Below are 22,576 nucleotides of genomic sequence, written 5' to 3' on the forward strand. Positions count from 1 at the left end.
CTTTCATATTGACAGCCTCGGCCAGTTCCGCCCTCACATCATTTCGTCGGACAAGGCTTCGGCGCCCTTCTTGATGCCGACCATGGAGGCATCGAGCTTCGACCAGCTGGCTCCGACATTGAGAGCGGACGGATATTGCTTCATCACATAGGCCGCGAGCAGGCGATTTGAGCTGGAATCAAAGATTTCGACGGCATAATTGACGGAGCCGGTCATCGCACCTTCCTTGCCCCTCGCAGCCTGCACGATATTGTAGGTGCCGCCCGCGAGATCGAATTTTGCCAGTGTCGTCAGGCCGGGCGTATTGGTTTTGGCTCCGGCAAGAGTCAGCTTTATCCTGAGCGTGTCCGCACCTGCCGTGCCGACGACGGCAAATCGTTGAGACAGGCTGTGCGTGAATTCCGTCTGCATATAGTTGGCGAGAAACGCCTTGTCCTTTTCCTCCAGCTTGCCGAATTGGTTGTCGGCGCCGCGATAGATGGTGACCGGCTCGATGATGGCACTATGGTAGAGCGACCAGTCAACCCGGCTGGTGTAGCTGTAGGGCACATGGCCGGAAATGTCCGTCCTGTTGGGCTTGAGATAGCTGGCCGACGACAGGGCCGAATAGGCGACGGGATCGGTGCTCTGGCATCCGGCGATGACGCCGGACAGGACGATCAGGGAAATCTGCGGCAGACGATGCGACATGTTTGCTCTCGGGTTGCGCCGGGCACGTCGGCCTGGCGAAGGATAGGAAACCCGAGACTATGAATTCCGGTATTTCGGTGCCTTTCATTTTGTTAAGAGATATTGCCGGTCAGCCATCCGGACCGGCTGTGCCGAAATGGCTACAGATTGGGCGGCAGGCTGATCTGCACGACAAGCCCATGCGGCTGCCTGTCGAGCAGGCGTAGCGAACCGCCATGTGTTTTCACAATGCCGTCGGCGATGGCCAGTCCCAGGCCGAGACCACTGCCTTCCTGAGAGGTTCTGGCAGGATCGGCCTTGAAGAATGGCTCGATCGCCCGTCGCTTGAGGTCCTCAGGAAGCCCAGGCCCGTCGTCGCTCACTTCGATCACGGCGTGGCCATCGTCTTCCGCTCGAAGCGAGACTTCGATATGCGTCGCATATCGGGCGGCATTGTCGATGAGGTTGCCGACCACGCGCGCAATGCCGCGCGGCCTGCAATTGTGGGCAAGGCGGCGCGGGCCGGAAAAGCTGATGGCAAGGCCCATATCCGAATAATCGGAGACCACGGTCTGCAACAGGCTGGCCATGTCGATCCGGCGCAGGCTCTCTTTTATGGATTTGTCGGTGATATAGGCCATGCTGTCATCGATCAGGCCGGTCAGCGCCACGATGTCCACCAGCATCTGACGGCGCAATTCCGGCGCCTCGCAGCGCTCCGCCCGCATGCGCAGGCGCGTCAGCGGCGTTCTGAGATCATGGCTGACCGCGCGCAGCACAAGCGTCCTGTGCTCCACCATCTGCCTGATCCGCGCCCGCATTGCATTCAGCGACGCGGCGAGGCTGACCACTTCCGCCGGCCCCTCCGCAAGAAAGGGCTGCTCCTGCTCGTCTTCAAGGCTGATGCGCCTGGCCGCCGCGGCGAAATGGATCAATGGAAAGGTGATCCGCCAGCTGAGATACCAGGCAAGCAGAAACATCGGAACAACGATCGCCGCGACCCGGAGGAGATCGAGGGCGGCCCCCCAGGCGAAAGCCGGCAATGCCGGTCCGACCGGCGGTTGAAAGGCGAGCGAATGCTGGCTGTCGATCTGCATGACGACTGGTGTCACGGAGGTTTCCCAGCGATGCGCGATCTCCGACAGGCGTGCTGCGAGTGTCTGCCGCATCTCGGCCGCAGTGAGCCCGCCGACATCGATCACGTCCGATGCGCTGCCGGGTATGATGGCGAGGAAGCCGCCGGCCTGGATGGAGGCACCGAGAACCGCGGACTTCTCTTCCGGCGTTTTGGCCAGCCGGACCTGTTCGGCGATCAGCACCAGCTTTCCGATCATGAAGCTCGCCTGGTATTCGCGCTCTCTGCTACTGTCGGCAAAGGGCGGAAAGGTCGGCAGGACGATCGACAGGATCAGCAGCGGCAGGGTCGCAAGCAGGACGATCTGCGTCCGCACCGACGCTCTTGTCAGTCGCCCCAGCATCAAGCCTTCTCCACTTTGGGCGTGAACAGATAGCCGCCCAGGCGCACGGTCTTGATCAAGGACGGCTGCTGCAGGTTCGGCTCGATTTTCTGCCTGACGCGGCTGACATGCACATCGATGCTGCGCTGCACCGGGCCTGCGGCGCCGGCATGGGTCAGCGCCAGCAATTGTTCGCGCGTCATCACCCGCCCGGGGTTGCGGCAGAAGGCCAGCAGAATATCGAATTCCGCCGTCGTCATCGAGACTTCCAAGCCCTCGGGATCAAGCACTTGCCGGCTTTCCGGGTCGATGCGCCAGCCGGCGAATGTCATGGCACTGCGCTCTTCCTGGCTGGCCCCACCATAGGAGGATCGCCTGAGCAGGCTGCGGACGCGGGCGATCAGCTCACGCGAATTGAAGGGCTTGGTCACGTAGTCGTCGGCGCCGAGTTCCAGGCCGAGGATGCGGTCTATGTCCTCGCCGAGCGCCGTCAGCATCAGGATCGGCATTGGCCCGGATGCCCTGAGCCGACGGCAGATGCTGAAACCATCCTCGCCGGGCAGCATCGCGTCCAGCAGGATCAAGTCCGGCTGCCGGCGTTTCAATAGCCTGTCCATCTCGCTGCCGTTCATCACGGCGGAGGCTTCGAACCCGGCCTCGGTGACAAGTTCGACCAGCATGTCGGCTATGTCGCGATCATCCTCGACGATCAGGATGTGGGCGGCGGTCGTTGGAACGCTCTGGTTTGCTTTGTTGGACATCTGCTGCAACTTCCGCTCGTCGTTCGATTGCGTCTCCACAAAGCATGGACGCCGTCCATTTATGCCGAACGGGTATGTTCGAGACAGCATTATCTCACCCTTTATGATCCGGCAGAATAATCGGCCGACCCATCGGCGCAGCGCTTTCCGGGCTAGACGCGGCCATAAGCAGTCGCGCAAATTCCGGCAACGACACCCTGTCGGCGCGCATCACCTGCCTGATCAGCGGATCGCGCAGAATGTCGGCTATCACTTGAGATCTGTGGTGCATGCGGGTCTCCGGTTCTGCAAGCGTTTTCTTCGGTTCTGCTCGCAGGATCATCCCCGATTGTGCGTTGAGGGGGGTTTTGATTTGTTAAGAGATGTTGCGCCGGTCGGAAACGACCTGAAAATCTCTCGCCTCGAAGACTTCCGCCACGAACTTCTCACCATCGAAGCGCTTTGATCCCGGTGTTTCGGCATCGCTGTCGATGACGGTGAAGACAAACCTCTCAACATTGATGATCGGCAACTGCAGCCTGAGGCTGATTCTGCCGATCATCCATGTGGTCGTCACCACGACATCGAACGCATCTGCGGCAGGAAGTTCTTCGAACGCCGTGTCGGTGTGAATGATTACCGCTTGAATCCTGTGCCCGTCCAACAGCGTCGCCAATCGTTCGGCCGTGCGGCGATTGTCGAGATAGATCAGGACTTTTGGCGGGCTCGAAAAGTGTGGCGTAGAGGCTCTGCGTGTCGTCTGGAACATGGTCGGCTCCGTGGCTGGATCGCCGACAAGTTTGCGGATCAGGCCGCGCACTTCTGTTCCTTTTTGTTAAGATTTGTTGGGACCGATTCCGGCTCGCGCCGCGGGACATAAAACGCAACATTGCGAAACATCACTTAATTTGACTTGGCGGGCTGCCCGGGATGATTTCCGGGAGGGCGGGTGATGTTATTCGCAACAGAGCAAAGGATGTCCCATGGCGACCGCAATCGCAAAATATTCCGTCTCCCTCAGCAGCTTCGACTTTTCAACAGTCCTTCTGGCCGACACGACGACCAAGTCGGACCTGTTCGCGGCAGATTACGACGGCATCGCAGAGCGATTTACCGGCACGAATCTCAGTTACGATTGGACCGGACTGCCGGATGGTGGAACCATTACCGGCTTCCAGATCGTCTCGGATGACGACGGGACCGTGTTCAGCGTCACCGGATTGTCGATTTCCGCAAAGGCGCTCGGCGAGGCGGCCAAATCCGTACTCGACATCGACGACGATCAAGCACTGGTCGCAAGCTTCTTCAAAGGCGCCGACAAGATCACCGGATCGCGCTATATCGATGAGCTGAATGGCTTTTCCGGCAAGGATATCATCAATGGCGGCCGCGGCAGCGACGTGCTGACGGGCGGAGCGGGTGCAGACCATTTCGTGTTCACCAAAGGCTCCGGAGCAGATGTGATCACCGATTTCAATGCCAGGAACAGCGCTTCCGGCCACGACCTCATCGATCTCAGCGGCTACAAGGGGATCGACGGTTTCGCTGACCTGTCGATCCATGATGTCGATGGACATGCGGTCATCGATTTTGGATCGGATCAGGTCGTCCTCGAGGGCGTCAAGCTCAGCGCGGTGGACAAGGCTGATTTCATTTTCTGACCAGCCGTCCTTCACACCAGGAAGGACGGTCGGGAGGAGGCGCCAGCAGGGCGGCGCCTCCTCATTTGCCGGACACGCGGCGCCTGTCGGCCCGCTACGCACTGGTCAAACAAAGTGCGCCGCAGACATTGAGGATCCATCTCACCCTGGCGGGGGCGAAAACCACCACACCCGTGGTCGGGGCGGTGACCAAGGTCGATCTCATGGTCGGGCCGTACAACGCCATACAGACGGCACGCGGCAAGGAGGTAATGTTCTCCGGCTCGGTGAATTGTGCGGTGGAAATCTATGATGCCCAGACAAGCAAACTGCCGGCGGCTTATGTGGCCAAACAATATCACTGGCGATCCAGGACGTCAGTTGCTCTGACCAACCACGAATTGTACTGATGGGCGGGTGACGGCTTCACAAATCACCTCGGCACTCGTCACGCATCGTCGATGCTCAAAGCGCGTAATACGGATCCACGACTCCATCAAAGCCGCACGGGACTATGAGCGAGGCCCCCTGCATTCCATCTGCGGAGAGGTTTACTGCCGCTGAGGTTATCAGCATATCCTGTCCTCCAGCCCCGATGAATGCCGGGCAGGTCGGTTGCGCAAACGGCATTTCGATGGTTCGCGCGAGTTTGCCATGGGGATCGATGCACTCGATTTCCCCTGTGCCCCAGCGGGCATTCCACAGGCAGCCGTTTCGATCCATCACGGAGCCATCGATGCCTCCGGCCCGGCCACGGCCATCATGAAAGACGGTGCAATCGCCCACAACATCTCCGGTCGCCGGGTCGAGTGGAACCCGATGGATAATCCCCTCCCGGGTGTCGGCGAAATAGCCCACGGAGCCATCAGGCGAAAAACAGATCGAATTCGGAATTGTCAGGTTCGAAAACAGCAATCTGGTCTCATTGCCGCGCACCAGATGAATGCAGGCAGCACCCTCCACCGGGTCATGCGCCATGCTGCTGATCCAGATTGATCCGCTTGGATGGGTTCGTCCGTCATTGGTGCGCATGCCGCCCGATTTGCCGCTGTTGACCTTGCTGTGAAGCACCAGTTCGCCGGTTGCGGGATCGCGCAACCACAGTCCCTCATCCATGGCGATAAGCTGGCGGCGATCCGTGGTGATCGCCATCATGCTCGCCATTCCCGGCAGAACGATCTCGGTGAGCTTGCGGCTTTTCATCTCAAGCGTGAATAGCCGGCAGGTCAGAATGTCGAACCACCAGGCCGTGTTCGTTTCCGGATCGTAGCCCGGGCCCTCGCCAAGCTGGCTGGTGGGGACTGCCAGCAGTTCAAATCTCAAAGCCACGTGCGATGACCTGCTCCGTTTGACGATCGAAGACATAGATGGAGCCGAGCTCCGCACGAACCGAAACGTGGTCTCCGGACGCTGGCGCATCGAAGAAGGGATGGCTGACGATCAGGCGTTCCCCGCTTGCCGTCTGCAGATGCAGGATGGTGGTTGCACCGAGTTTTTCGATGATATCGACCATAAGGCCACCATCGGAGCGGTCGAGAGTCAGATGTTCCGGCCTTATGCCAAGCGTGTAGAGGCCATCAGGCAACCGTGTTGCCACATTCATTCCGAGGCCAGCTGAGATCAGCCGGCCGTTGGCGCATTCGGCATCGAGAAAGTTCATCGGCGGCGAACCGATAAAGCCGGCGACAAACTTGTTGACCGGCGACTGATAAAGCTCCATCGGCGAGCCGATCTGTTCGACCTCGCCTTTGCGCAGGACCACAATCCGGTCGGCCAGGGTCATGGCCTCGACCTGATCGTGGGTGACGTAAACGATGGTCGCCTTCAGGCGCTTGTGCAGCTTGGCGATTTCCACCCGCATTTCGCTGCGCAGCTCGGCATCGAGATTGGACAAGGGCTCGTCGAAAAGGATCACTTCCGGCTCTCGGACGATGGCGCGGCCGATCGCCACCCGCTGACGCTGTCCACCGGAAAGCTGTTTCGGCCTGCGGTCCAGATAATCCTCGAGCCGCAGAACGCGCGCCACTTCATCGACCTTCTCGCGAATTTCCCGTTGCGGCCGTTTGCCGATCTTCAGACCGAAACCGATATTTTCGCGCACAGTCATGTGGGGATAGAGCGCGTAGGATTGAAACACCATGGCGATGCCGCGGCGTGCGGCCTCCACATGGGTCACGTCGTTGCCGGCAATCTTCAATACTCCGGAACTGCTTTGCTCAAGGCCGGCAATGGTGCGCAGCAATGTCGACTTGCCGCATCCCGACGGGCCGACCAGGACGCAGAACTCGCCCTTTTCGACATTGATCGTGATATCGCGCAGAACCTTAAGTCCGCCGAACGCCTTGGAAACATTGTTGATTTCAACCGCGGACATGATTGCCTCTACCAATTTGTCAGCGAGCCGTCGCGCCGGCGCAGGAAGGGCGGGTTCCAGTTGAGCGCCTCGGATTTGCGCAACGCCTCTTCATTGACCTCGATGCCGAGGCCGGGCGCGTCGAGAACCGGATATCCATTGCCAACCAGATGATGCTGGGTGGGGAAGATATCGGGATGGTGGAAGCCGAGCGGGCAATTGGGCAGCTGATGCGTCTCGGTGTAGGAGAACAGCGCGGTCGCCGCCGACATATGCACTGTCGCGGCCGTGCAGATGGCGCCCAGCGGATTGTGCGGCATCAGATCGATATAATGCATTTCCGCCCAGCCGATCACCTTCATGGCTTCGGTAAAGCCACCGATATTGCTGACATCGATGCGCAGGTATTGGGTCAGGTTCTCCTCGATATAGGGTGCGGCCTGCCATTTGGAGGAGAATTCTTCGCCGATGGCGAAGGGCACTTCGGTCAAACGCCGAAGCGTGCGATAGGCTTCCGGCGTTTCATCGCGGATCGGCTCCTCGATATAATCGAGCGCGCCTTTCTCCAGCCTGTGGCAGAAAGACGCCGCTTCGCCGACCGACAGCCGATGGTGATAGTCGATGCCCAGCATCAGCCCCATGCCGAAACGCTCGCGGACCGCTGCAATGCGTTTGGCCGTGTCGATGATCGACTCCCGCGGCTCGAAAATGTCCCTGGCGCTATGTCCGGCCACAGGAATGCGAATGCTTGTCCAGCCATCGGCAACCAGCCCCGCCACTTCATCGACCACGGCGGCGGTGAAGGATCCGGCATCGCCCGCGTAGCTTTCCGAATAGCAGCTGGCATAGGCGGGAACCTGTTCCCTATGCTTGCCGCCAAGCAATTGATAAACAGGAAGATTATAGGTTTTGCCCAGGAGGTCGTGAAGCGCGATGTCGATCGCCGAAATCGCAGCTGTGATCACCCGTCCGCCTTCAAAATACTGGCTGCGATAGCATTCCTGCCACAGCCGCCCGATTTCGCGGCAGTCCCGGCCAATGAGAAATTCGGCGAAGTGATTGATGGTCGCAGCCACCGCCTGTTCGCGTCCGGAGAAGCCCGCCTCGCCCCAGCCGATAACACCATCGGTCGACTGGATCTTCACGACCAACTGGTTGCGCGTTCCCACGCGCGCGGCGATTGGCTCTATGGAGCGAATGCGGGCGGGAATGCCCTCCAGCTTTGCCGCGGGCTCTTGGTCAATGGATGCCATCTCGGTCCCCTTGATAGATGTAGGGAACCATTATGCCCGATCAGGGCAAAGCGCAATCATAAAATACACGATATATAACAAATAATGTACTATTTAGTGTTCATTTTTGATCGCGCATGCGAATCTGCTCGTAAAGATGCTGGCCGGCATGCTCGATGTGGGTGCGGATGACATCCGTGGCTTTGGCCGCATCATGGCTGCGGAACGCCTCGATCAGCATGCGGTGCTCCTGGCAGATCGCCTTGTATCGTCCGCGCCCGATCGGCAGGCGCGCGGCAAAGACCCGGAGTGCGGCGCGCTGCCCTTTCCAGAGAGAAATGGCCCGTTTGTTGTAATGAAAGTCGGCGATATAGTTGTGAAAGCTGTGATCGATATCGGTAATGCTGTCCCTGATCGGATCGGCGATGCTTTCCAGCTCGACCTGAATTTTCTCAAGTTCATCTATATGTTTTTCTTCAGAATATTCCGCAAACCAGCCAACGAAATAGGGCTCCAGAATACGCAATATTTCATAGGTATCGCGAACCGTATTGAAATCTATCTGGCAGACCATTGCCCCTTTGTTGGGCTCGAACTCGACATATCCTTCACCCTGCAGAACGCGTAGCGCTTCGCGCACTGGATTGGTGCTTGTTTCATAGCGGGCGGCAAGATCGGATATTTTCAGGCGTGCGCCGCCTGGGAAATGGCCGCTGACAATATCTTCGATCAACCGCGAATAGATATCGTCGCCATCGGTCGCTGTGTCTGAATGCTTGAGCACGTCGTTATCCCTGTTTTGCGGGTCGGACTCTCGTCGTTTCGCGACGCTGTTGCGTCCGCAGTTTCTTGTTTATCATGCATTTTCAGTTCGATTAGATCAAGGACGTCCCCTGAAATTTGCAAATTCGCGTGCGATAATCGCGATTTTGTACCTTTGATCACCGTTTGTGGCGCAGATAGCCGATCAGTCATTCAAAAATAATGTACAATATGTTTGACATCATGTGCAATTCTGTTAATCGTTTGCCCGTCGAGTTCTGAGGGAGGTATCTCATGACATCTGTGAAATCAATTTTGCTGGCCGGCACGATGGCATTTGTGCCAGTGGCGGCATTGGCCAATACCGTGACGCTGGAGATCGCCTCCTGGAAAGGCAATGCGACCGAACCCGCCGGCCTTCCGGAACTGATCAAGAAGTTTGAGGCGGCCAATCCCGGTATCAAGATCAAGCTGACCTATGTCAGCCGGAATGATATCGACACGGCCGTCTCCCCTCGTCTTGCGGGCAGCAATTCGCCGGATGTCGTCATGGCGGATATGTCCCTGATGCGGCGATGGGCGAATGCCGGCCTGCTGAGCGAACTCGACAAGGGCGATTGGTTCGGCAAGATCGACCCGACGCTGCAGGCGGCCCTGTCATCGGCCAAGGGAAATTACGTTTTTCCTCTGGAGGTGATCGGCATCGGCAATTTCGTCAATATGGGCTTGCTCAAGAAGGCAGGTATCGACAAGGCGCCGGCAACGATCGACGAGCTTAAGGCGGATTGCAAAGCGCTGAACGCTGCCGGCATCAAGCCGATGATCATGGCGCCCGGCTTTCCGGCCTCCGTCTTCACCATGGCACAGGGTCTGGCGGCGGGAGAGGCGCCTGCAGCGGACTATGGTTCGGGCAAGATGCGCTTTGCCGACAGCAAGGCATTTGCCGGCGCCCTCGGCGTCGTGAAAGACCTTGAGGACGCGGGTTGCTTCAACGGCAAGGAACAGGCCGGTGTCGACGCATGGTCGACCGGACTTGAGGAATTCAAGGCCGGCCATTTCGCCATGATGCCTCAGGGCGCTTGGAATATTGCGGCATTCAGCAAGGTCGTGGGCCTCGATTACGTCTTCACGCCCTTGCCATCGGCCAAAGCGCCTGGCGTTTCCTTCGATCTCTTCGGGTTTGGCTGGGCTCTGCCGAAGAATTCCGCGCATGCGGACGCGGCGAAGACGTGGATCGACTTCTTCAAGAAGGATGAAAACCTGAAGGTCCTCCTGCAGGGCGAGGCCGCGGGCACCCCGTTTGCCGGCGGCCTCACCGGCACGCCTGCAGTTGCCGCCAGCTATGAGGCTGGCCGTGTCAATGGTGGCCTGATCTGGTATCCGGTTGGTCTCGCGGCGTGGCCGTCGGCGCTGGAAACCGAAATCTTCAGCTCAATGGCCGGTTTCCTCGCCGACACCAAAGCATCGCCCGAAAAGACCCTCGCCAAGTGGGACGATGCCGTGGATGACCAGAAGTAAAGCAGGCGATCAGAACAGACCGGCGTGTCCGGAACGGGCTTGATGCAGAAAGCAAAGACGAGAGGCCTGGCGGCGAAGCTCCGTCAGGCCTCATCGAACTCACGTCATTTGCCGAAAGCGAGGTTGCAGTGAACCGGCAGTTTCAAAAGGCTCTGTTTCTCGTCCCTGCGGTCACCATGCTGACGATTTTCTTCGTCATGCCGCTGCTCGAAGCCTTGCGCCTGAGTTTCACAAATTCCTCCGGCCTCGGCGATTTCGACTATGTCGGATTTGACAATTACGTCAGGATTTTTACGCGGCCAAAATACTACTCCAGTTTCGTAATAACCCTGCAATTCGTAACGCTCGTCGTCGTGCTGCAAACCGCGCTCGGGCTTGGCTTTGCCGCCGCCCTGCATGCGATGCCTGCTATTCGCAATTTTTGCCGCGCCGCGCTTTTCATGCCGGCCATGATGTCCTTCATCGTCGTCGGCTATGTCTGGACGTTTATCCTGTCTCCATTCAGCGGCGGTTTGAACGCGGCTCTTGATACGCTGAGCCTCGGAATGCTCAAGCACGAATGGCTCGGCGATCCCGTAACAGCGCTCATCCTGGTCGCCGTTGCGCATGTGTGGATGTTTACCGGTTACACCTGCGCGATCTTTCTGGCGGGGTTTGCCAATATCCCCACTGATCTGGAAGAAGCGGCGCGATTGGATGGAGCCAGTGCCTGGCAACGCTTTTGCCATATCCAGCTGCCTTTGCTCGCGCCGAGCTTCACGGTCAATATCATGCTGTCGACGATCGGTACCATGAAGGCGTTCGAGCTTCCCTTCGTCATGACCAAGGGCGGGCCTGACGGGGCGACGCAGACAATCGGATGGCAGATCATCCAGACCCTGTTCCAGGACTATCGGTTCGGGCTCGCCAGTGCGCTGTCCGTGGTGCTGCTGGCCGTCGTGCTGATGGTCGCCTTTGTGCAAAACCACGTCTTGCGCCGCCGGGAGGATCTGCTTTGAACAACGTGCTGAGAACCTCGCTGCGGCTCCTGCGTTACACGATCGTGCTCGGTCTTGTCGCCATCATGATGCTGCCGGTCGCCTATATGCTGCTGATGTCGTTTCGCACCGGCCAGGAGATCGTCAATGCACCGCTGGCATTGCCCGAGCACTGGCATTTCGAAAACTACGTCAATGCCTATGAAAAAATGTCCTATCTGCGCAGCATTCTCAATTCCCTCGGCATCACCTTGGTGGTGACGCTCGCCGTCTCTTTTATCGGAGCGCTCGCCGCCTATCCGCTGTCGCGTTCGAAGAGCCGGCCGACGCAGATATTGATCTCGCTTTTGTCTCTGTGTCTGGCGACACCATCCTTTGTGACGATCACGCCGATCTACGAACTATTCGCAAAGATCGGTCTTCTCGATTCCTATGCCGGGATTATCCTGGCATTCACCGCACTCAACCTGCCTTTGGCCGTATTTTTCTACACCAGTTTCATCCGGGTCATCCCCAGGGAATTGGAAGAGGCGGCGGAGCTCGATGGCTGCTCGCCTTTTCAGGTTTTCTGGCACGTGATCAGACCCTTGCTCGGTCCGGCGACGGCGACGTTGTCTCTCTTCGTCATGCTCATGGTTTGGAACGACTTCATCTACCCCCTGCTGCTTTTGACCGACGACAAGAAATTTACGGTGATGATGAGCGTTTATCACGTTGTCGGAAACCATAACCTCAATCCGGAAGAGCTGTTTCCGGCCGCCGTTTTGGGCTCATTGCCGCTATTGGTTCTATTCCTCGTGTTCCAGCGGCGGATCGTCAGCGGCATTACAGCAGGAGCAGTCAAATGAGTGAGCAAAGCGGGCTAGTCGGCAAGACTGTCGTCGTGACCGGGGCAGGAGCCGGAATCGGCCTCGGCATAGCCCAGGCATGCGTTGAGGCCGGCGCGCATGTCCTCGGCGTTTCCTTGCGCGCCGAGGAGGCCGACGCCGTCAAACGCGCAGGTGCCGATTTTTTGCAGATCGATGTCGGCAACCCCGAGAGCATCGATCTCCTGGCGGGGGAAATCAGGCAGCGCTTCGGCGCGCTCGACGGTCTCGTCAACAATGCTGGCGTCACCATTGAAAAGCCGTTTCTGGAAATGCCGCTCGAAGAGCTCGATCTTATGTGGCGTGTCAACCAGCGCTCAGTATTCCTGGTCTCGCAGAGATTGGTGCCGCTGATGCGCAAACCTGCCTCCATCGTCAATATTGGCTCCAACCACGCCCGGGCGACCCTTGCCGGATATGAGATGTATGCCGCAACGAAAGGCGCTATCGTTTCCATGACGCGCGCCATGGCCTGGAGCCTTGGACCATCCGGCATCCGCGTCAACGCCCTTTGTCCGGGATTGACCAGAACCGAGAAAATCGCCGCGCTTGAGGCCGCCGATCCCGTTCTCGGGCAGCATTTCCGGCAAGCCCATGCGACCGGCACCTATAACAGTGTCGGCGACGTCGGAGCGCTGGCGGTCTTTCTTCTTTCCGATCGTGCTCAGGCCCTGAGCGGCAGTGAAATTATCGCCGACCAGGGCATGTCGAGCAGACTTGGCGCGTTTTGAACGCAAATTTCGACTGCAACAAGTCGAGCTAGATCAAGCTTGCCGCAGCTCTCGATCCACTGCATCAACACTTCTGAAATGATGCCTGAAAATCACGGTAGGATCGTCGGCGACGACGACGGCGACGATCATTTCAACATCAAGAGCGAAGCGACCGCAAACCGGGAGCCCTCACCTTTAACGCTAACGCGCGGCAAATTTGACAGCGTGTGGCAAGTGCGTTTTGCAGCGGGCTTCGGTCGCGTTTAGTCGTTCCGCACGCAAGCATCCCCCGGCAAAGAGCCGGGGTCTTCCGCAGACGCTAGAATTGAGCACTCGGGCGCACGCAATCTTAACGGCTTCATGCCATGATTTGCCGATCGCTCTATTTTTTCAGTGAGTTGCAATGGAAAAGCCATCGCATGACGCGACGCCCGCAGTCCTCGAAGCCTTGCGGCTGGAGGTGGACAGCTTGCTGGAGCGCTTTCCATGGTCGCTCCGCTTCACAAAGCCGGTTGAGGCCATTTATCGCGTCGACACCTGTCTGCCCCGTGCGAAAACTCGGCTTTTGACGACGCTTCTGGGCCTGCTCTTCTCGGTCTTCTCCCTGATCAATATCGCCACGCTGGCGCCGGACAGGCTTGCGGTCGCGATTCCACTGGTCCTTGGCAATGCGGTGCTATGGTCGGTCACGAGCTTTCTGATCCTTCGTCAATGCCCGCCGTTCTGGATTCAGGACAGCATCGAAGTTGGAATATCCTTCACGACGGTTTCGATCCTAAGCTTCGTCAACGTGACAGCGATCGCGCCGGATTCCGTGCACATGGTCTACGGAATCATCATTGCGATCATCTATCCGAACGTCATAAACAGAATACGTCCGGAGTTCGCCATTCCGATTACACTTTGGTGTATCGCTTCCGTCATCTTCACGGTGACACATCAATCCGCCTTTCCGGCTGCTGCCTACGGCACCGCAATTAGCCAGATCGCGATGTTGGCGCTCGCGACTTCGGTCGCCAACTATCTCTTGGAGAAGTACACGAGGCGTACATATCTCGTCTCTCTGAAATCCGAGCTGCGCGAAAAGTTGCTCCATGTGGCAAACATAGAGCTCGATCGCATTTCCCGACTCGACCCGCTGACGGGCCTTGCCAATCGCCGCGAAATGGACCGCTATCTTGGCGAGGCTGCAGAAAGGGCGCAACTGAACGGTTCGGGGATTGCGGCACTGCTGATCGATGTCGATCACTTTAAATATTTCAATGACCAATACGGCCATTTGGAGGGTGATGCCTGTCTTCAGGCAGTGGCGGGCATTGTGCGCGATTGTGCGCCGGAAGGGCAGTCGCTTGCTGCACGATATGGTGGCGAGGAATTCGTAGTCCTACTGTCAGATGCTGCGCTCGATGAGGCCCGACTTCTCGCCGAACGCATCCGCCGAGCGATCAGGTCGGTGCAGATCCCCCATGAGCGTTCGAATTTCAAGGTGGTCACTGTCAGTATCGGGCTCCACAGTATCGCCGGCAGGGAATGCCGGTTTGCCTCGGATCTCCTCAAGGGAGCGGATCAGGCGCTCTACGAGGCGAAGCGTGCAGGGCGCGACAGGATCGCACCATCGTTCCTGGTGGACGTCAGCGATCTGGACGCTATTAGCCGAGTGTGACTGCCAGGGCTCATCTGTCAAATCGGATGCGTCAGGATACCCCTCCAGGTGCCTCAGCCTGCAAGCCGAAAATACCGTAGAGATTGATGGCAGCGGCCGCCTTTGGACTCGTCATCCGATGCGAAGGCCGCCCATACCGTCAAAGACCCGCTGATGCAGCGCGGGGTCGTGGTTTTCGTCGAAGCCAAGCACATATGCGGTCGGTCACATTGCGGCGGGAGCCCTTCGGAACGCGCCTGGATAGTCGAGCACAAGACCATGCCCATCGATTTCAAGTTCGGCGGCAAAGCCACTCGACAGGCCCTCATAGCGGTAACGCCGATGTGGCGTCAGGCAGGTGTAGCGTTGTTCGGCACGTCGGGGCAGAAAATACCCTTCGATCTGATCGGGCAGCGGCACATAAGCGACTGCAATATCCCGGCTTTCACGTTCCCCCAGCTTCAGCCTCTTTATCGGGAGCGTGTTCGTTGCCGGCGTGATCCCGATATCGACATCAACACAGCCGTCGAGTGCTGGTATTGGCTCGTTCCCGATGAGATCGTGCCAACGTCCTTCGCCATCAGATTCGACGTGCAATCGAGGGCCATCGACATATCCGACACGAACCTCCCGCGTCCTGAAGGCAGCATCCGTGCGAACGAAGTAATGCCCTCCATGAGTTCCGGCGACCACTCCCTCAAGGGTCAGGCCGTTATCGTCCTGGCGACAGACACAATGTTCAAGACCTTCATCGTCCCAATCGCGCCAACGAACGACAGCCTTCATCGATGCCTCCCATGTGAACATTAAGAGAACACTATAAAGAGGCTGAATGTCTGTAAAGGGCTCGTCACGTCGATCGCCGCCATCCGAAGACAACTGACCGTCGCACTCTCTCACAGCCTTAAACGATGTCCAGGCTGCTCCAGGAGCAATGATCCACGGAAAGCGTAAACTTATGACGCAGTAAGATTAGACCAGCGCCTCCATCTTGCCGGCTGCAGGAATATTCGGCGCCGTCTTGTTGTCGACGATCACCAGATCGAATTTGCCGTCGTCCTTGCGCCGCCATTGGCCGCCGACCAGCTGTGTCTTGGTGACGTTCTTGGCCGCGAAAGGCGGAACACCCTGACCGTTCCAGACGATGTGGCCAACCATGGTCTGGACATCCGATTTCGCGATTGCCTCGGCGACGGCATCGGCATCAGTGATATCGTCGACCCGGCCCATGACATTGGTCGCCATTTCGAACAGCGAATGGATGAAGCCGATCGGCTGGGTCCAGGGCCTGCCGGTCTTGGCGGTGAAATCCGCTGCAAGCTCGGCGGCCGTCTGACCGGTGAGCGATGACTTGAACGGATGCTGCGCCGACCACCAGACTTCCGAGGAGAGATTGTGGCCGGCGGGGCCAAGCGTCTCGACCGATTGCGGAAAGAGGATGGCTTTCGCCACCGTCACCGCCTTGGGGTGCAGGCCCTGCTGCTTGGCCTGGTTCCAGAAGGTGGTGAAATCCGGTGGGATGACGACACCGGTGATGATCTCGCAATTGCCGCCCTTGAAGGCGTTGACCTGGGCGGTGAAATCGTCGGTGAGGTCCTGATAGCGGCCGGGATCGAGGAGATCGAAGCCCACGGCGCTGAGGCCGGGCTTGAGGCCGACCTTGGGATCGCCCCAGGCGTTTCCATCGGCATCGTTGGGGAACAAGCCGCCAACCTTTTTGTTGCTTTCGAGCTGGCTCCACATATTGGTGAAGACGGCGATGACATCCTCCAGCCCCCAGAAATAGTGATAGGCGTATTTGAACGGTTTCCAGCTCGACGGATCGCCAGGATTGCTCTGCTGGCCGATAAACCAGGGCTGCCATGGCGCCTTTGTCGAGATGCAGGGCATTTCCTCGGCTTCGCAGGTGGTGGCGACCGGATTGGTGTTTTCCGGCGTCGAGGCGACCAGCATCAGGTTGATCTTGTCGGAAACGATCAGCTCCTTGGCGACTTCGGCAGCCCGGTTGGGGTTGGACTGGCTGTCCTTGACGACGATGTCGAAATTCTTGCCGGCATCGGTGGCAAGGAAAGCCTTGATATTATAGGCGTCGCTTTCGGCGAAGCCGGCGAGCGGGCCGGTCTGCGGGCTGACATAGCCGATCTTGATCTTGGCGTTGCGGGCAATCGCCGGCGCGGCAAGCCCGCCCAGCGACAGGGTGAGGCCGGTCGCGGCCGTGGCCTTCATTAATTTTCTGCGCGTGATCATGTGTTCCTCCCTTTGTGATTTATACGCGTTGGGTCACGTCTCAATCATGCTGCAAGCCTCTGGAATGGCGTCTGGCCTTTGGCGAGATCCGACAGGATGGCGCCGACGGCCGCCGCCTCCATGTCGGATACCTGGTGCGCCCGGCCGGGAAACAGTTCGCAACGCAGTTTGGCCCGCGCCTTGCCGAGCGCCTCCGATGCCGCGGCGAAGGCGGTTACCGGAACCCATGGATCGTCGTCCGAGCCGGTCAGGTAGACGGGCATGTTGTCAAGATCGGCATGCGGCCGCTCGTCGTTCTGCAGGCCGACGCGGCAGCCGGTGAGGTTGACCATGGCGCCGTTCCAGGGACCGTAGCGCATGGCATATTCCAGCGTCAGGCAGGCGCCCTGGCTGAAGCCGCCAACCAGGACCGGCTTGTGGAGCCCGCCCAACTGCCGGAATGCGGAGACGATCCCATGGATATAATCAAGCGATGCGCCGAGCTGCTGGCGCGTTACGTCGTTGAGCGGGTCGGTGGCGCGCGCAGCGTACCAGCTGTTGTTCTCCGCCCGCGGCAGGGCGAAGGCGACGCCGTCGGCAGCAAGCTTGTCGACGACCTGCGCGATCATGTCCTCCGGCGACTGCGTGCGGCCGTGGACGAAGACGCAGAGCACTTTGGCGTCTGCCGGCAGCACTCCGGCTTGCAGGGGTTTGAGATGGCTGCTCATGGCCGTGCTCAGAAGTTCGCAGGCTCGAGACCGGCCATCAGTTCTTCCTTGCGGTCCTGGAACCAGGGCGGGAAAACCAGGGTCGTGCCGATGGCGCCCACTGGTTCGTCCAGCGCCCAGCCGCCTTCGACCGACCAGGCGATCTCGAACAGCGCTCCGCCCGGCGAGCGCACATAGCAGGACTTGAAATAGTTGCGGTCCTTCTGGTCGGAGACGTCGGTGAAGCCGAGACCTTCGATATGCGCTTTGAGCTTGAGCTGGTTTTCCTCATTGCCGGTGTTGAGCGCCAGGTGATGGATGGTGCCGCCGGCCAGCGTCCAGGTGCCCTGCGGACCGGAGGCCTCGTGCAGGACCTCGACCATGCTCGACGGACCGCCCGGATTGGGCACCGAGAACATCAGTCCCTCGTCGGAGTCGGCTTCCTTCTTCATGCCGAGACCGACGGTGAGGAAATCGTCCATCGACGTGCGGTCGAAGACGGCTATGGCTGCACCATAGATGCCCTTGATGCCATGGTCCGGCCCGATCCCGTGGGCGGCATTGGTGATCGGCTCGCGGCTGTCGGCGGGGCTTTCCACCAGTTCGTGATGGATGCCGCAGGGATGGGTGAGTGCCACGCGCGTCAAGCCGAAGCGGCTGGTCTTGGTGGCCGATATGCCCCTGCCGTTCAGGCGATCGACCCAGAACTGCGCGGCGCCGACCGGAATGGAAAGCTGGATGATCTTCGACTGGTTGGTGCCCCGCTTGCCAAAAATGCCCGGCTTGCGGAAGGGGAAGGTGGTGACGATGGTCGACGGGTCGCCATTCTTCGAGCCGTAATAGAGATGATAGACGGGGATGACGCCGTCAAACAGCACTGTGCGTTTGACCGAATGCAGGCCGAGCGTCTTGGTGTAAAAATCGTAGTCGTCCTGCGCGCTGTCAGTGCTCATTGTCAGATGGTGGTAGCCGGATATCAACGACATTGTTTGGTCTCCTCCAAGTGTAGTCGAGCGGATCCTAAGGTGATCCATAGGCAAAGAATTTTGCTAAGTGTCCTGAATATGGGCTGGCGAAACGCCCCTCGGCGGATGCAGGCAAGCAAGCTGCATCCCCAACGCGGCCACCGATCAGTCGCAACTCCTCCCAAAGCAGATCGACTATACAGGCCATGCGCCGCCTTGTTGATAAAATTGCTCATACTCGGTATAGCGATTTGTTATGAAGATCGACGAGCGGCATCTTGTCCAACTGGCGACGGTGGTTGAAACGGGCGGCGTCACCGAAGGGGCGGCGATGCTGGGGATGAGTCAGCCCGCTGTTTCGCGCACGCTCTCGATGCTGGAACACCGGATCGGCGAACCGCTCTTCGTTCCCGGCAAGCGGCCGCTGCAAGCCACGCCGCTCGGCCAGCAACTCGCGATCCAGGGGCGCTCCATTCTGGCCGCCTCCCGCAAGGCGGTGGAGATCGTGCGCAGCTACCAGTCCGGCGCTTCGGGGCGGGTCAAGGTCGGCGGCGTGCCCTTCTTCATGGACGCGGTGATTTCGAACATGGTCGCTTCGTTCCAGGTCCGCGAGCGCGACATCATGGTCGAACAATCCTATGGCAACATGCCGGATCTGCTGAACGAGCTCGATTCAAGCCAGATCGACATGGCGATCACGCCGATCGGAAGCGCCGACCTGAAGCCTGATTTCGAATTCCAGCCAATCCTTCCGGGACGCAACGTGCTCACCTGTGGCGTTGGCCACCCGCTGCTCCGTAAGCGTAGACTGACGATCGACGATATTGTCAAATATCCATGGGTGGCACCGCTGCCGGGTTCGCCTTTGGTGCTCGATCTGCACAATATCCTGATCACGCTCGGCATAAGCGAATTGTCGATCCGCTACTCCGGAGGCTCCCTGCTCTCGGTCATCAACTACATTGCCGCGACGGATGCGCTGGCGATCCTGCCGCATTCCGTCGTCTTCTCCTTTCGCAAGGAGAACAAGATATCCATCGTACCCGTCGACATCCCGCAGCCGGAACGCACGCTCGGTATCATCACCAAGCGCAAGACCTACCCCAATCCCGCCTGCCGCAAGCTCCAGGAGCACATCGCCAGCGAGTTCATGGACTTGAGAAAGGTGATCGAACGTCATGAGAAATCGATCGTCTGGGGCCAGGGGCCGTTCCTGCCCGAACGGGAACGCAGCGGCAATGCGGAGTGAGCGCTCGCTCGTTTCGACTTCATCTGCACGGGGAATTCATCGTCGCGATGAGTCAGTTCAGCGGGATCGACTGGCCATCGTGCGCTGATCGCAGCTTCTTTGATTGACGATCCACGAGGCTTGATGATTTCAGCAACTCGATTTGATGAATTCATAAAAACATTGTCGCTAACCGTTTAGCACGACCCGTAGCATATTTTTAAAAATATAAATTTATCAGGCACTTATTACAGCCAAGCGAACGAAGAGCGCAGGTCCGTAAAAACAATTTGACGGCATTTCCGACCTGTCTCTAAGTTGCTCAAGGTTTCGATCAGGAATGACTTGGGAGGTGAATTCCACGAACGAACCGATGATCCACCCCAAAGGGATTTGCATTGGCGGTTCGCGACATCGCACGCGGGATGACCGAGAACGGACAAGGCGGCTGCCTTGGCAATAAAACGGGCGAAGGTCTTTTTGCCTGTCTGTCGGTCAGCCTTCTCCGCGCACGATTTTGTAGCATTTTTGTCGACTTAACAGATCTTGAGCGGACTCCAATCTCAGCTCGGGCTCAAAGGGGAATCCGTTGCCTTTCGACAGCGGGCCACACGGATTTCTATCGGGTTGCGCAGAGCCGAGCTGGCCATGCGAGATGAAATTACATGGGAGAAAGCATGTCGCCTCAGGAAATGTTCGACGTCACGGGCAAATCGATTATCGTCACCGGCGGCGCAAGCGGGCTGGGCCGTGCCTATGCCGAGGTGATGGCTGAAAACGGGGCCAGGGTCTGCATCTTCGATCTAAACCAGCAGGGCATTGATCAAACCGTGGCAGCCCTGGGCAAAGGTAACGCCGAGGTCTGGGGCCAGCAGGTCGATGTCACGGATCGCAAACGCATGGCTGACGCCTTCGACGCCGTGGCCGAAAAGCACGGCAGGATCGACGTGGTGTTTGCCAATGCGGGCATCGACGCCGGTCCCGGCTTTCTCACCCCCGAGGGCGAGCGCAATCCCGAGGGAGAAATCGACAATCTCGACGACGACCATTGGGACAAGGTCATCGCCACCAACCTGACCAGCGTCTTCAACACCGTCAAGCTTGCCGCCAGGCACATGAAGCGCACCGGCGGCGGCAAGATCATCGCGACCTCGTCGATTGCGGCAATCTACAATGACGGCATTATCGGAACGCCCTATCTGCCCGCCAAGGCCGGCGTCGCCCATTTCGTCCGCCAGGCCGCGATGGAACTCGGCCGTTACAACATCCTGGTCAACGCCATCGCGCCCGGCCCATTCATCACCAACATAGCCGGCGGGCGCATGCGATTTGCCGAAGATCGCAAGGCATTCGACATGTGGTCGCCGCTTGGGCGGGTGGCCGAGACATCCGAGATCAAGGGGCTCGCACTCTATCTCGCCTCACCGGCTTCATCCTACGTCACCGGCTCGCACATCGTCATCGACGGCGGACTGTCTCTGCGTCCGGCGGAGGACGCAATACGTTTCATACCGCCGTCGCGGGAGGCGACGGCGTAACAAGTACAATCGGGAGGAGGAACCCAATGCGCATTATCAACACATCCGACATCCTACGGGGTGCCGCATCGCGCCGCACCGTGCTGAAAAGCATCGGCGCCGGCGCCGCCACGCTGGCAATGCCCAGCATCCTGCGGGCTGAGACGGCCGAGACAATTAAGGTCGGCTATGTGAGCCCGATGACCGGACCACTCGCACCGTTCGGCGAAGCCGACGGGTACACCGTCGAAAAGATCAAGGCACTGCTGGCCGGCGGCATCACTAACAACGGCAAGAAATACAATATCGACATCATCGTCCAGGACGCTCAATCCAATCCCAACAAAGCGGCCGAACTGGCGGGCAACCTGATCCTCAACGACGAAGTGAATCTCATCGTTCCGGCCTCGACGACGGATGTCAACAACAACGTCGCCGACCAGGCCGAACTCTATGGCTGCCCCTCCATTTCCGCCGGCTCTCCCTGGCAGGCCTTCATCATGCCGCGCGGCGGCGCCGACAAGGCCTTCGAATGGAACTACCATTTCTTCTGGGGCCTGGAAGACGTGCTCGCCACCTATGTCGGCCTGTGGAAATCGGTCGAAACCAACAAGAAGGTCGGCATGCTCTTCCCGCAGAATGCCGACGGCGAGACCTGGGGCAATCGCGACTACGGCCTGCCGCCGACCGTCGAAAAAGCCGGTTTCCAGACCGTGATCCCCAGCATGTTCCAGCCGCGCACCAATGACTTCTCGGCCCAGATCGCCGAGTACAAGGCACAGGGCTGCGACATTATCGGCGGCATCGCCTATCCGTCCGACCTCAAGACCTTCATTACCCAGTGCAGCCAGCAGAACTACAAGCCCAAAGTGGTCACCGTGGCCGCCGCCCTGCTCTTCCCTTCGGGCATCGAATCCATGGGCGCGCTGGGCAACGGCATGTCGACCGAAGTCTGGTGGACACCGGCTTTCCCCTACAAGTCGTCGCTGACCGGCCAGACCAGCGCAGACATTGCGCAAATCTGGGAAAAGGACGTCGGCAAGGAATGGATCCAGCCGCTCGGCTATGCGCATGCGATCTGGGAGGTGGTAGCCGACATCCTCAAGCGCTCCGCCGATCCGCGCGACCGCACCGCCAACCGCGACGCCGCCAAGTCCATCAATCTCGATACACTCGTTGGCAAGATCCAGTTCACCGGCAAGCCGCATCCGAACATCTGCAAGACGCCGATCTTTGGCGGCCAATGGGTCAAGGGCGCAAAATATCCCTATGATCTGAAGATCGTCGACAACGCGCTCTATCCGGACGTGCTGAAGCCGGAGCAGAAAATGGAGCTGATCAGCGGGACCTGATGGGAGAAGCAG

General features: G+C 58.9%; 23 protein-coding genes. 11 read left to right on the top strand and 12 right to left on the bottom strand.

The features are described from left to right. Positions 1-33: 33 nt before the first annotated feature. From AC1DYF_RS19050 to AC1DYF_RS19065, 4 genes are all read right to left on the bottom strand, one after another. Positions 34-690 carry a DUF3313 domain-containing protein gene (locus AC1DYF_RS19050; protein ID WP_477878323.1) on the bottom strand — a complete coding sequence of 219 codons (657 nt, stop codon included), beginning with the start codon at positions 688-690 and terminating at the stop codon, positions 34-36. Positions 691-830: 140 nt separating this feature from the next. Then, positions 831-2,147, bottom strand: coding sequence for an ATP-binding protein (locus tag AC1DYF_RS19055; RefSeq protein WP_477878324.1), 1,317 nt, complete (start codon positions 2,145-2,147; stop codon positions 831-833). After that, positions 2,147-2,887: a response regulator gene (locus AC1DYF_RS19060; RefSeq protein ID WP_477878325.1), complete on the bottom strand. Its 741-nt coding sequence runs from the start codon at positions 2,885-2,887 to the stop codon at positions 2,147-2,149. The genes AC1DYF_RS19055 and AC1DYF_RS19060 overlap by 1 nt, the downstream gene beginning before the upstream one ends. 355 nt (positions 2,888-3,242) lie before the next feature. Further along, positions 3,243-3,686, bottom strand: a complete 444-nt coding sequence (locus tag AC1DYF_RS19065; RefSeq protein ID WP_477878326.1) for a hypothetical protein — start codon at positions 3,684-3,686, stop codon at positions 3,243-3,245. Between the two features lie 163 nt (positions 3,687-3,849). Here AC1DYF_RS19065 and AC1DYF_RS19070 point away from each other — a divergent pair, with 163 nt between their 5' ends. Together AC1DYF_RS19070 and AC1DYF_RS19075 are read left to right on the top strand one after the other, a co-directional pair. After that, positions 3,850-4,527 (top strand): hypothetical protein, encoded by a 678-nt coding sequence (locus AC1DYF_RS19070; RefSeq protein WP_477878327.1) that lies wholly within the window; start codon positions 3,850-3,852, stop codon positions 4,525-4,527. A gap of 65 nt (positions 4,528-4,592) precedes the next feature. Further along, positions 4,593-4,916, top strand: coding sequence for a DUF3313 family protein (locus tag AC1DYF_RS19075; protein ID WP_477878328.1), 324 nt, complete (start codon positions 4,593-4,595; stop codon positions 4,914-4,916). A 55-nt stretch (positions 4,917-4,971) separates the two neighbouring features. Here the strand turns inward: AC1DYF_RS19075 and AC1DYF_RS19080 are convergent, their stop codons facing one another. The 4 genes from AC1DYF_RS19080 to AC1DYF_RS19095 form a co-directional block, all read right to left on the bottom strand. Then, positions 4,972-5,829, bottom strand: coding sequence for an SMP-30/gluconolactonase/LRE family protein (locus tag AC1DYF_RS19080; protein ID WP_477878329.1), 858 nt, complete (start codon positions 5,827-5,829; stop codon positions 4,972-4,974). Next, positions 5,819-6,880: an ABC transporter ATP-binding protein gene (locus AC1DYF_RS19085; RefSeq protein WP_477878330.1), complete on the bottom strand. Its 1,062-nt coding sequence runs from the start codon at positions 6,878-6,880 to the stop codon at positions 5,819-5,821. Before AC1DYF_RS19085 ends, AC1DYF_RS19080 begins: the two co-directional genes overlap by 11 nt. An 8-nt stretch (positions 6,881-6,888) precedes the next feature. Then, positions 6,889-8,112 carry a mandelate racemase/muconate lactonizing enzyme family protein gene (locus AC1DYF_RS19090; protein ID WP_477878331.1) on the bottom strand — a complete coding sequence of 408 codons (1,224 nt, stop codon included), beginning with the start codon at positions 8,110-8,112 and terminating at the stop codon, positions 6,889-6,891. 100 nt (positions 8,113-8,212) lie between these two features. Continuing rightward, positions 8,213-8,875 (bottom strand): GntR family transcriptional regulator, encoded by a 663-nt coding sequence (locus tag AC1DYF_RS19095; RefSeq protein WP_477878332.1) that lies wholly within the window; start codon positions 8,873-8,875, stop codon positions 8,213-8,215. A gap of 272 nt (positions 8,876-9,147) precedes the next feature. On the opposite strand from AC1DYF_RS19095, the gene AC1DYF_RS19100 reads away from it, so the two are divergent. The 6 genes from AC1DYF_RS19100 (at position 9,148) to AC1DYF_RS19125 (ending at position 14,590) form a co-directional block, all read left to right on the top strand. Beyond that, on the top strand, positions 9,148-10,371 hold the full coding sequence (locus tag AC1DYF_RS19100; protein WP_477878333.1) for an ABC transporter substrate-binding protein: 1,224 nt from the start codon (positions 9,148-9,150) through the stop codon (positions 10,369-10,371). A gap of 128 nt (positions 10,372-10,499) precedes the next feature. Further along, positions 10,500-11,369, top strand: a complete 870-nt coding sequence (locus tag AC1DYF_RS19105; protein ID WP_477878334.1) for a carbohydrate ABC transporter permease — start codon at positions 10,500-10,502, stop codon at positions 11,367-11,369. A gap of 188 nt (positions 11,370-11,557) precedes the next feature. Further along, positions 11,558-12,196, top strand: a complete 639-nt coding sequence (locus tag AC1DYF_RS19110) for a carbohydrate ABC transporter permease (protein ID WP_477878408.1) — start codon at positions 11,558-11,560, stop codon at positions 12,194-12,196. After that, positions 12,193-12,945 carry an SDR family NAD(P)-dependent oxidoreductase gene (locus tag AC1DYF_RS19115; RefSeq protein ID WP_477878335.1) on the top strand — a complete coding sequence of 251 codons (753 nt, stop codon included), beginning with the start codon at positions 12,193-12,195 and terminating at the stop codon, positions 12,943-12,945. The genes AC1DYF_RS19110 and AC1DYF_RS19115 overlap by 4 nt, the downstream gene beginning before the upstream one ends. A gap of 39 nt (positions 12,946-12,984) precedes the next feature. After that, positions 12,985-13,194 carry a hypothetical protein gene (locus AC1DYF_RS19120; protein WP_477878336.1) on the top strand — a complete coding sequence of 70 codons (210 nt, stop codon included), beginning with the start codon at positions 12,985-12,987 and terminating at the stop codon, positions 13,192-13,194. Positions 13,195-13,330: 136 nt separating this feature from the next. Next, positions 13,331-14,590, top strand: coding sequence for a GGDEF domain-containing protein (locus AC1DYF_RS19125; protein ID WP_477878337.1), 1,260 nt, complete (start codon positions 13,331-13,333; stop codon positions 14,588-14,590). A 204-nt stretch (positions 14,591-14,794) separates the two neighbouring features. Here the strand turns inward: AC1DYF_RS19125 and AC1DYF_RS19130 are convergent, their stop codons facing one another. From AC1DYF_RS19130 to AC1DYF_RS19145, 4 genes are all read right to left on the bottom strand, one after another. Further along, positions 14,795-15,355: a putative glycolipid-binding domain-containing protein gene (locus AC1DYF_RS19130; protein WP_477878338.1), complete on the bottom strand. Its 561-nt coding sequence runs from the start codon at positions 15,353-15,355 to the stop codon at positions 14,795-14,797. A gap of 186 nt (positions 15,356-15,541) precedes the next feature. After that, positions 15,542-16,816 (bottom strand): ABC transporter substrate-binding protein, encoded by a 1,275-nt coding sequence (locus AC1DYF_RS19135; protein ID WP_477878339.1) that lies wholly within the window; start codon positions 16,814-16,816, stop codon positions 15,542-15,544. Between the two features lie 44 nt (positions 16,817-16,860). Further along, a complete protein-coding gene (locus AC1DYF_RS19140; protein WP_477878340.1) occupies positions 16,861-17,523 on the bottom strand; it encodes an alpha/beta hydrolase in 663 nt (220 codons plus the stop codon). Between the two features lie 8 nt (positions 17,524-17,531). Then, a complete protein-coding gene (locus AC1DYF_RS19145) occupies positions 17,532-18,488 on the bottom strand; it encodes a VOC family protein (RefSeq protein WP_477878341.1) in 957 nt (318 codons plus the stop codon). 235 nt (positions 18,489-18,723) lie between these two features. Here AC1DYF_RS19145 and AC1DYF_RS19150 point away from each other — a divergent pair, with 235 nt between their 5' ends. From AC1DYF_RS19150 to AC1DYF_RS19160, 3 genes are all read left to right on the top strand, one after another. Beyond that, positions 18,724-19,716 (top strand): LysR family transcriptional regulator, encoded by a 993-nt coding sequence (locus AC1DYF_RS19150; protein WP_477878342.1) that lies wholly within the window; start codon positions 18,724-18,726, stop codon positions 19,714-19,716. Positions 19,717-20,372: 656 nt separating this feature from the next. Then, a complete protein-coding gene (locus AC1DYF_RS19155; protein ID WP_477878343.1) occupies positions 20,373-21,233 on the top strand; it encodes an SDR family NAD(P)-dependent oxidoreductase in 861 nt (286 codons plus the stop codon). Between the two features lie 26 nt (positions 21,234-21,259). Then, positions 21,260-22,564: an ABC transporter substrate-binding protein gene (locus AC1DYF_RS19160; RefSeq protein ID WP_477878344.1), complete on the top strand. Its 1,305-nt coding sequence runs from the start codon at positions 21,260-21,262 to the stop codon at positions 22,562-22,564. The last annotated feature ends 12 nt before the right edge of the window (positions 22,565-22,576 follow it).

The organism is Rhizobium sp. P2_G9 (assembly GCF_056403475.1).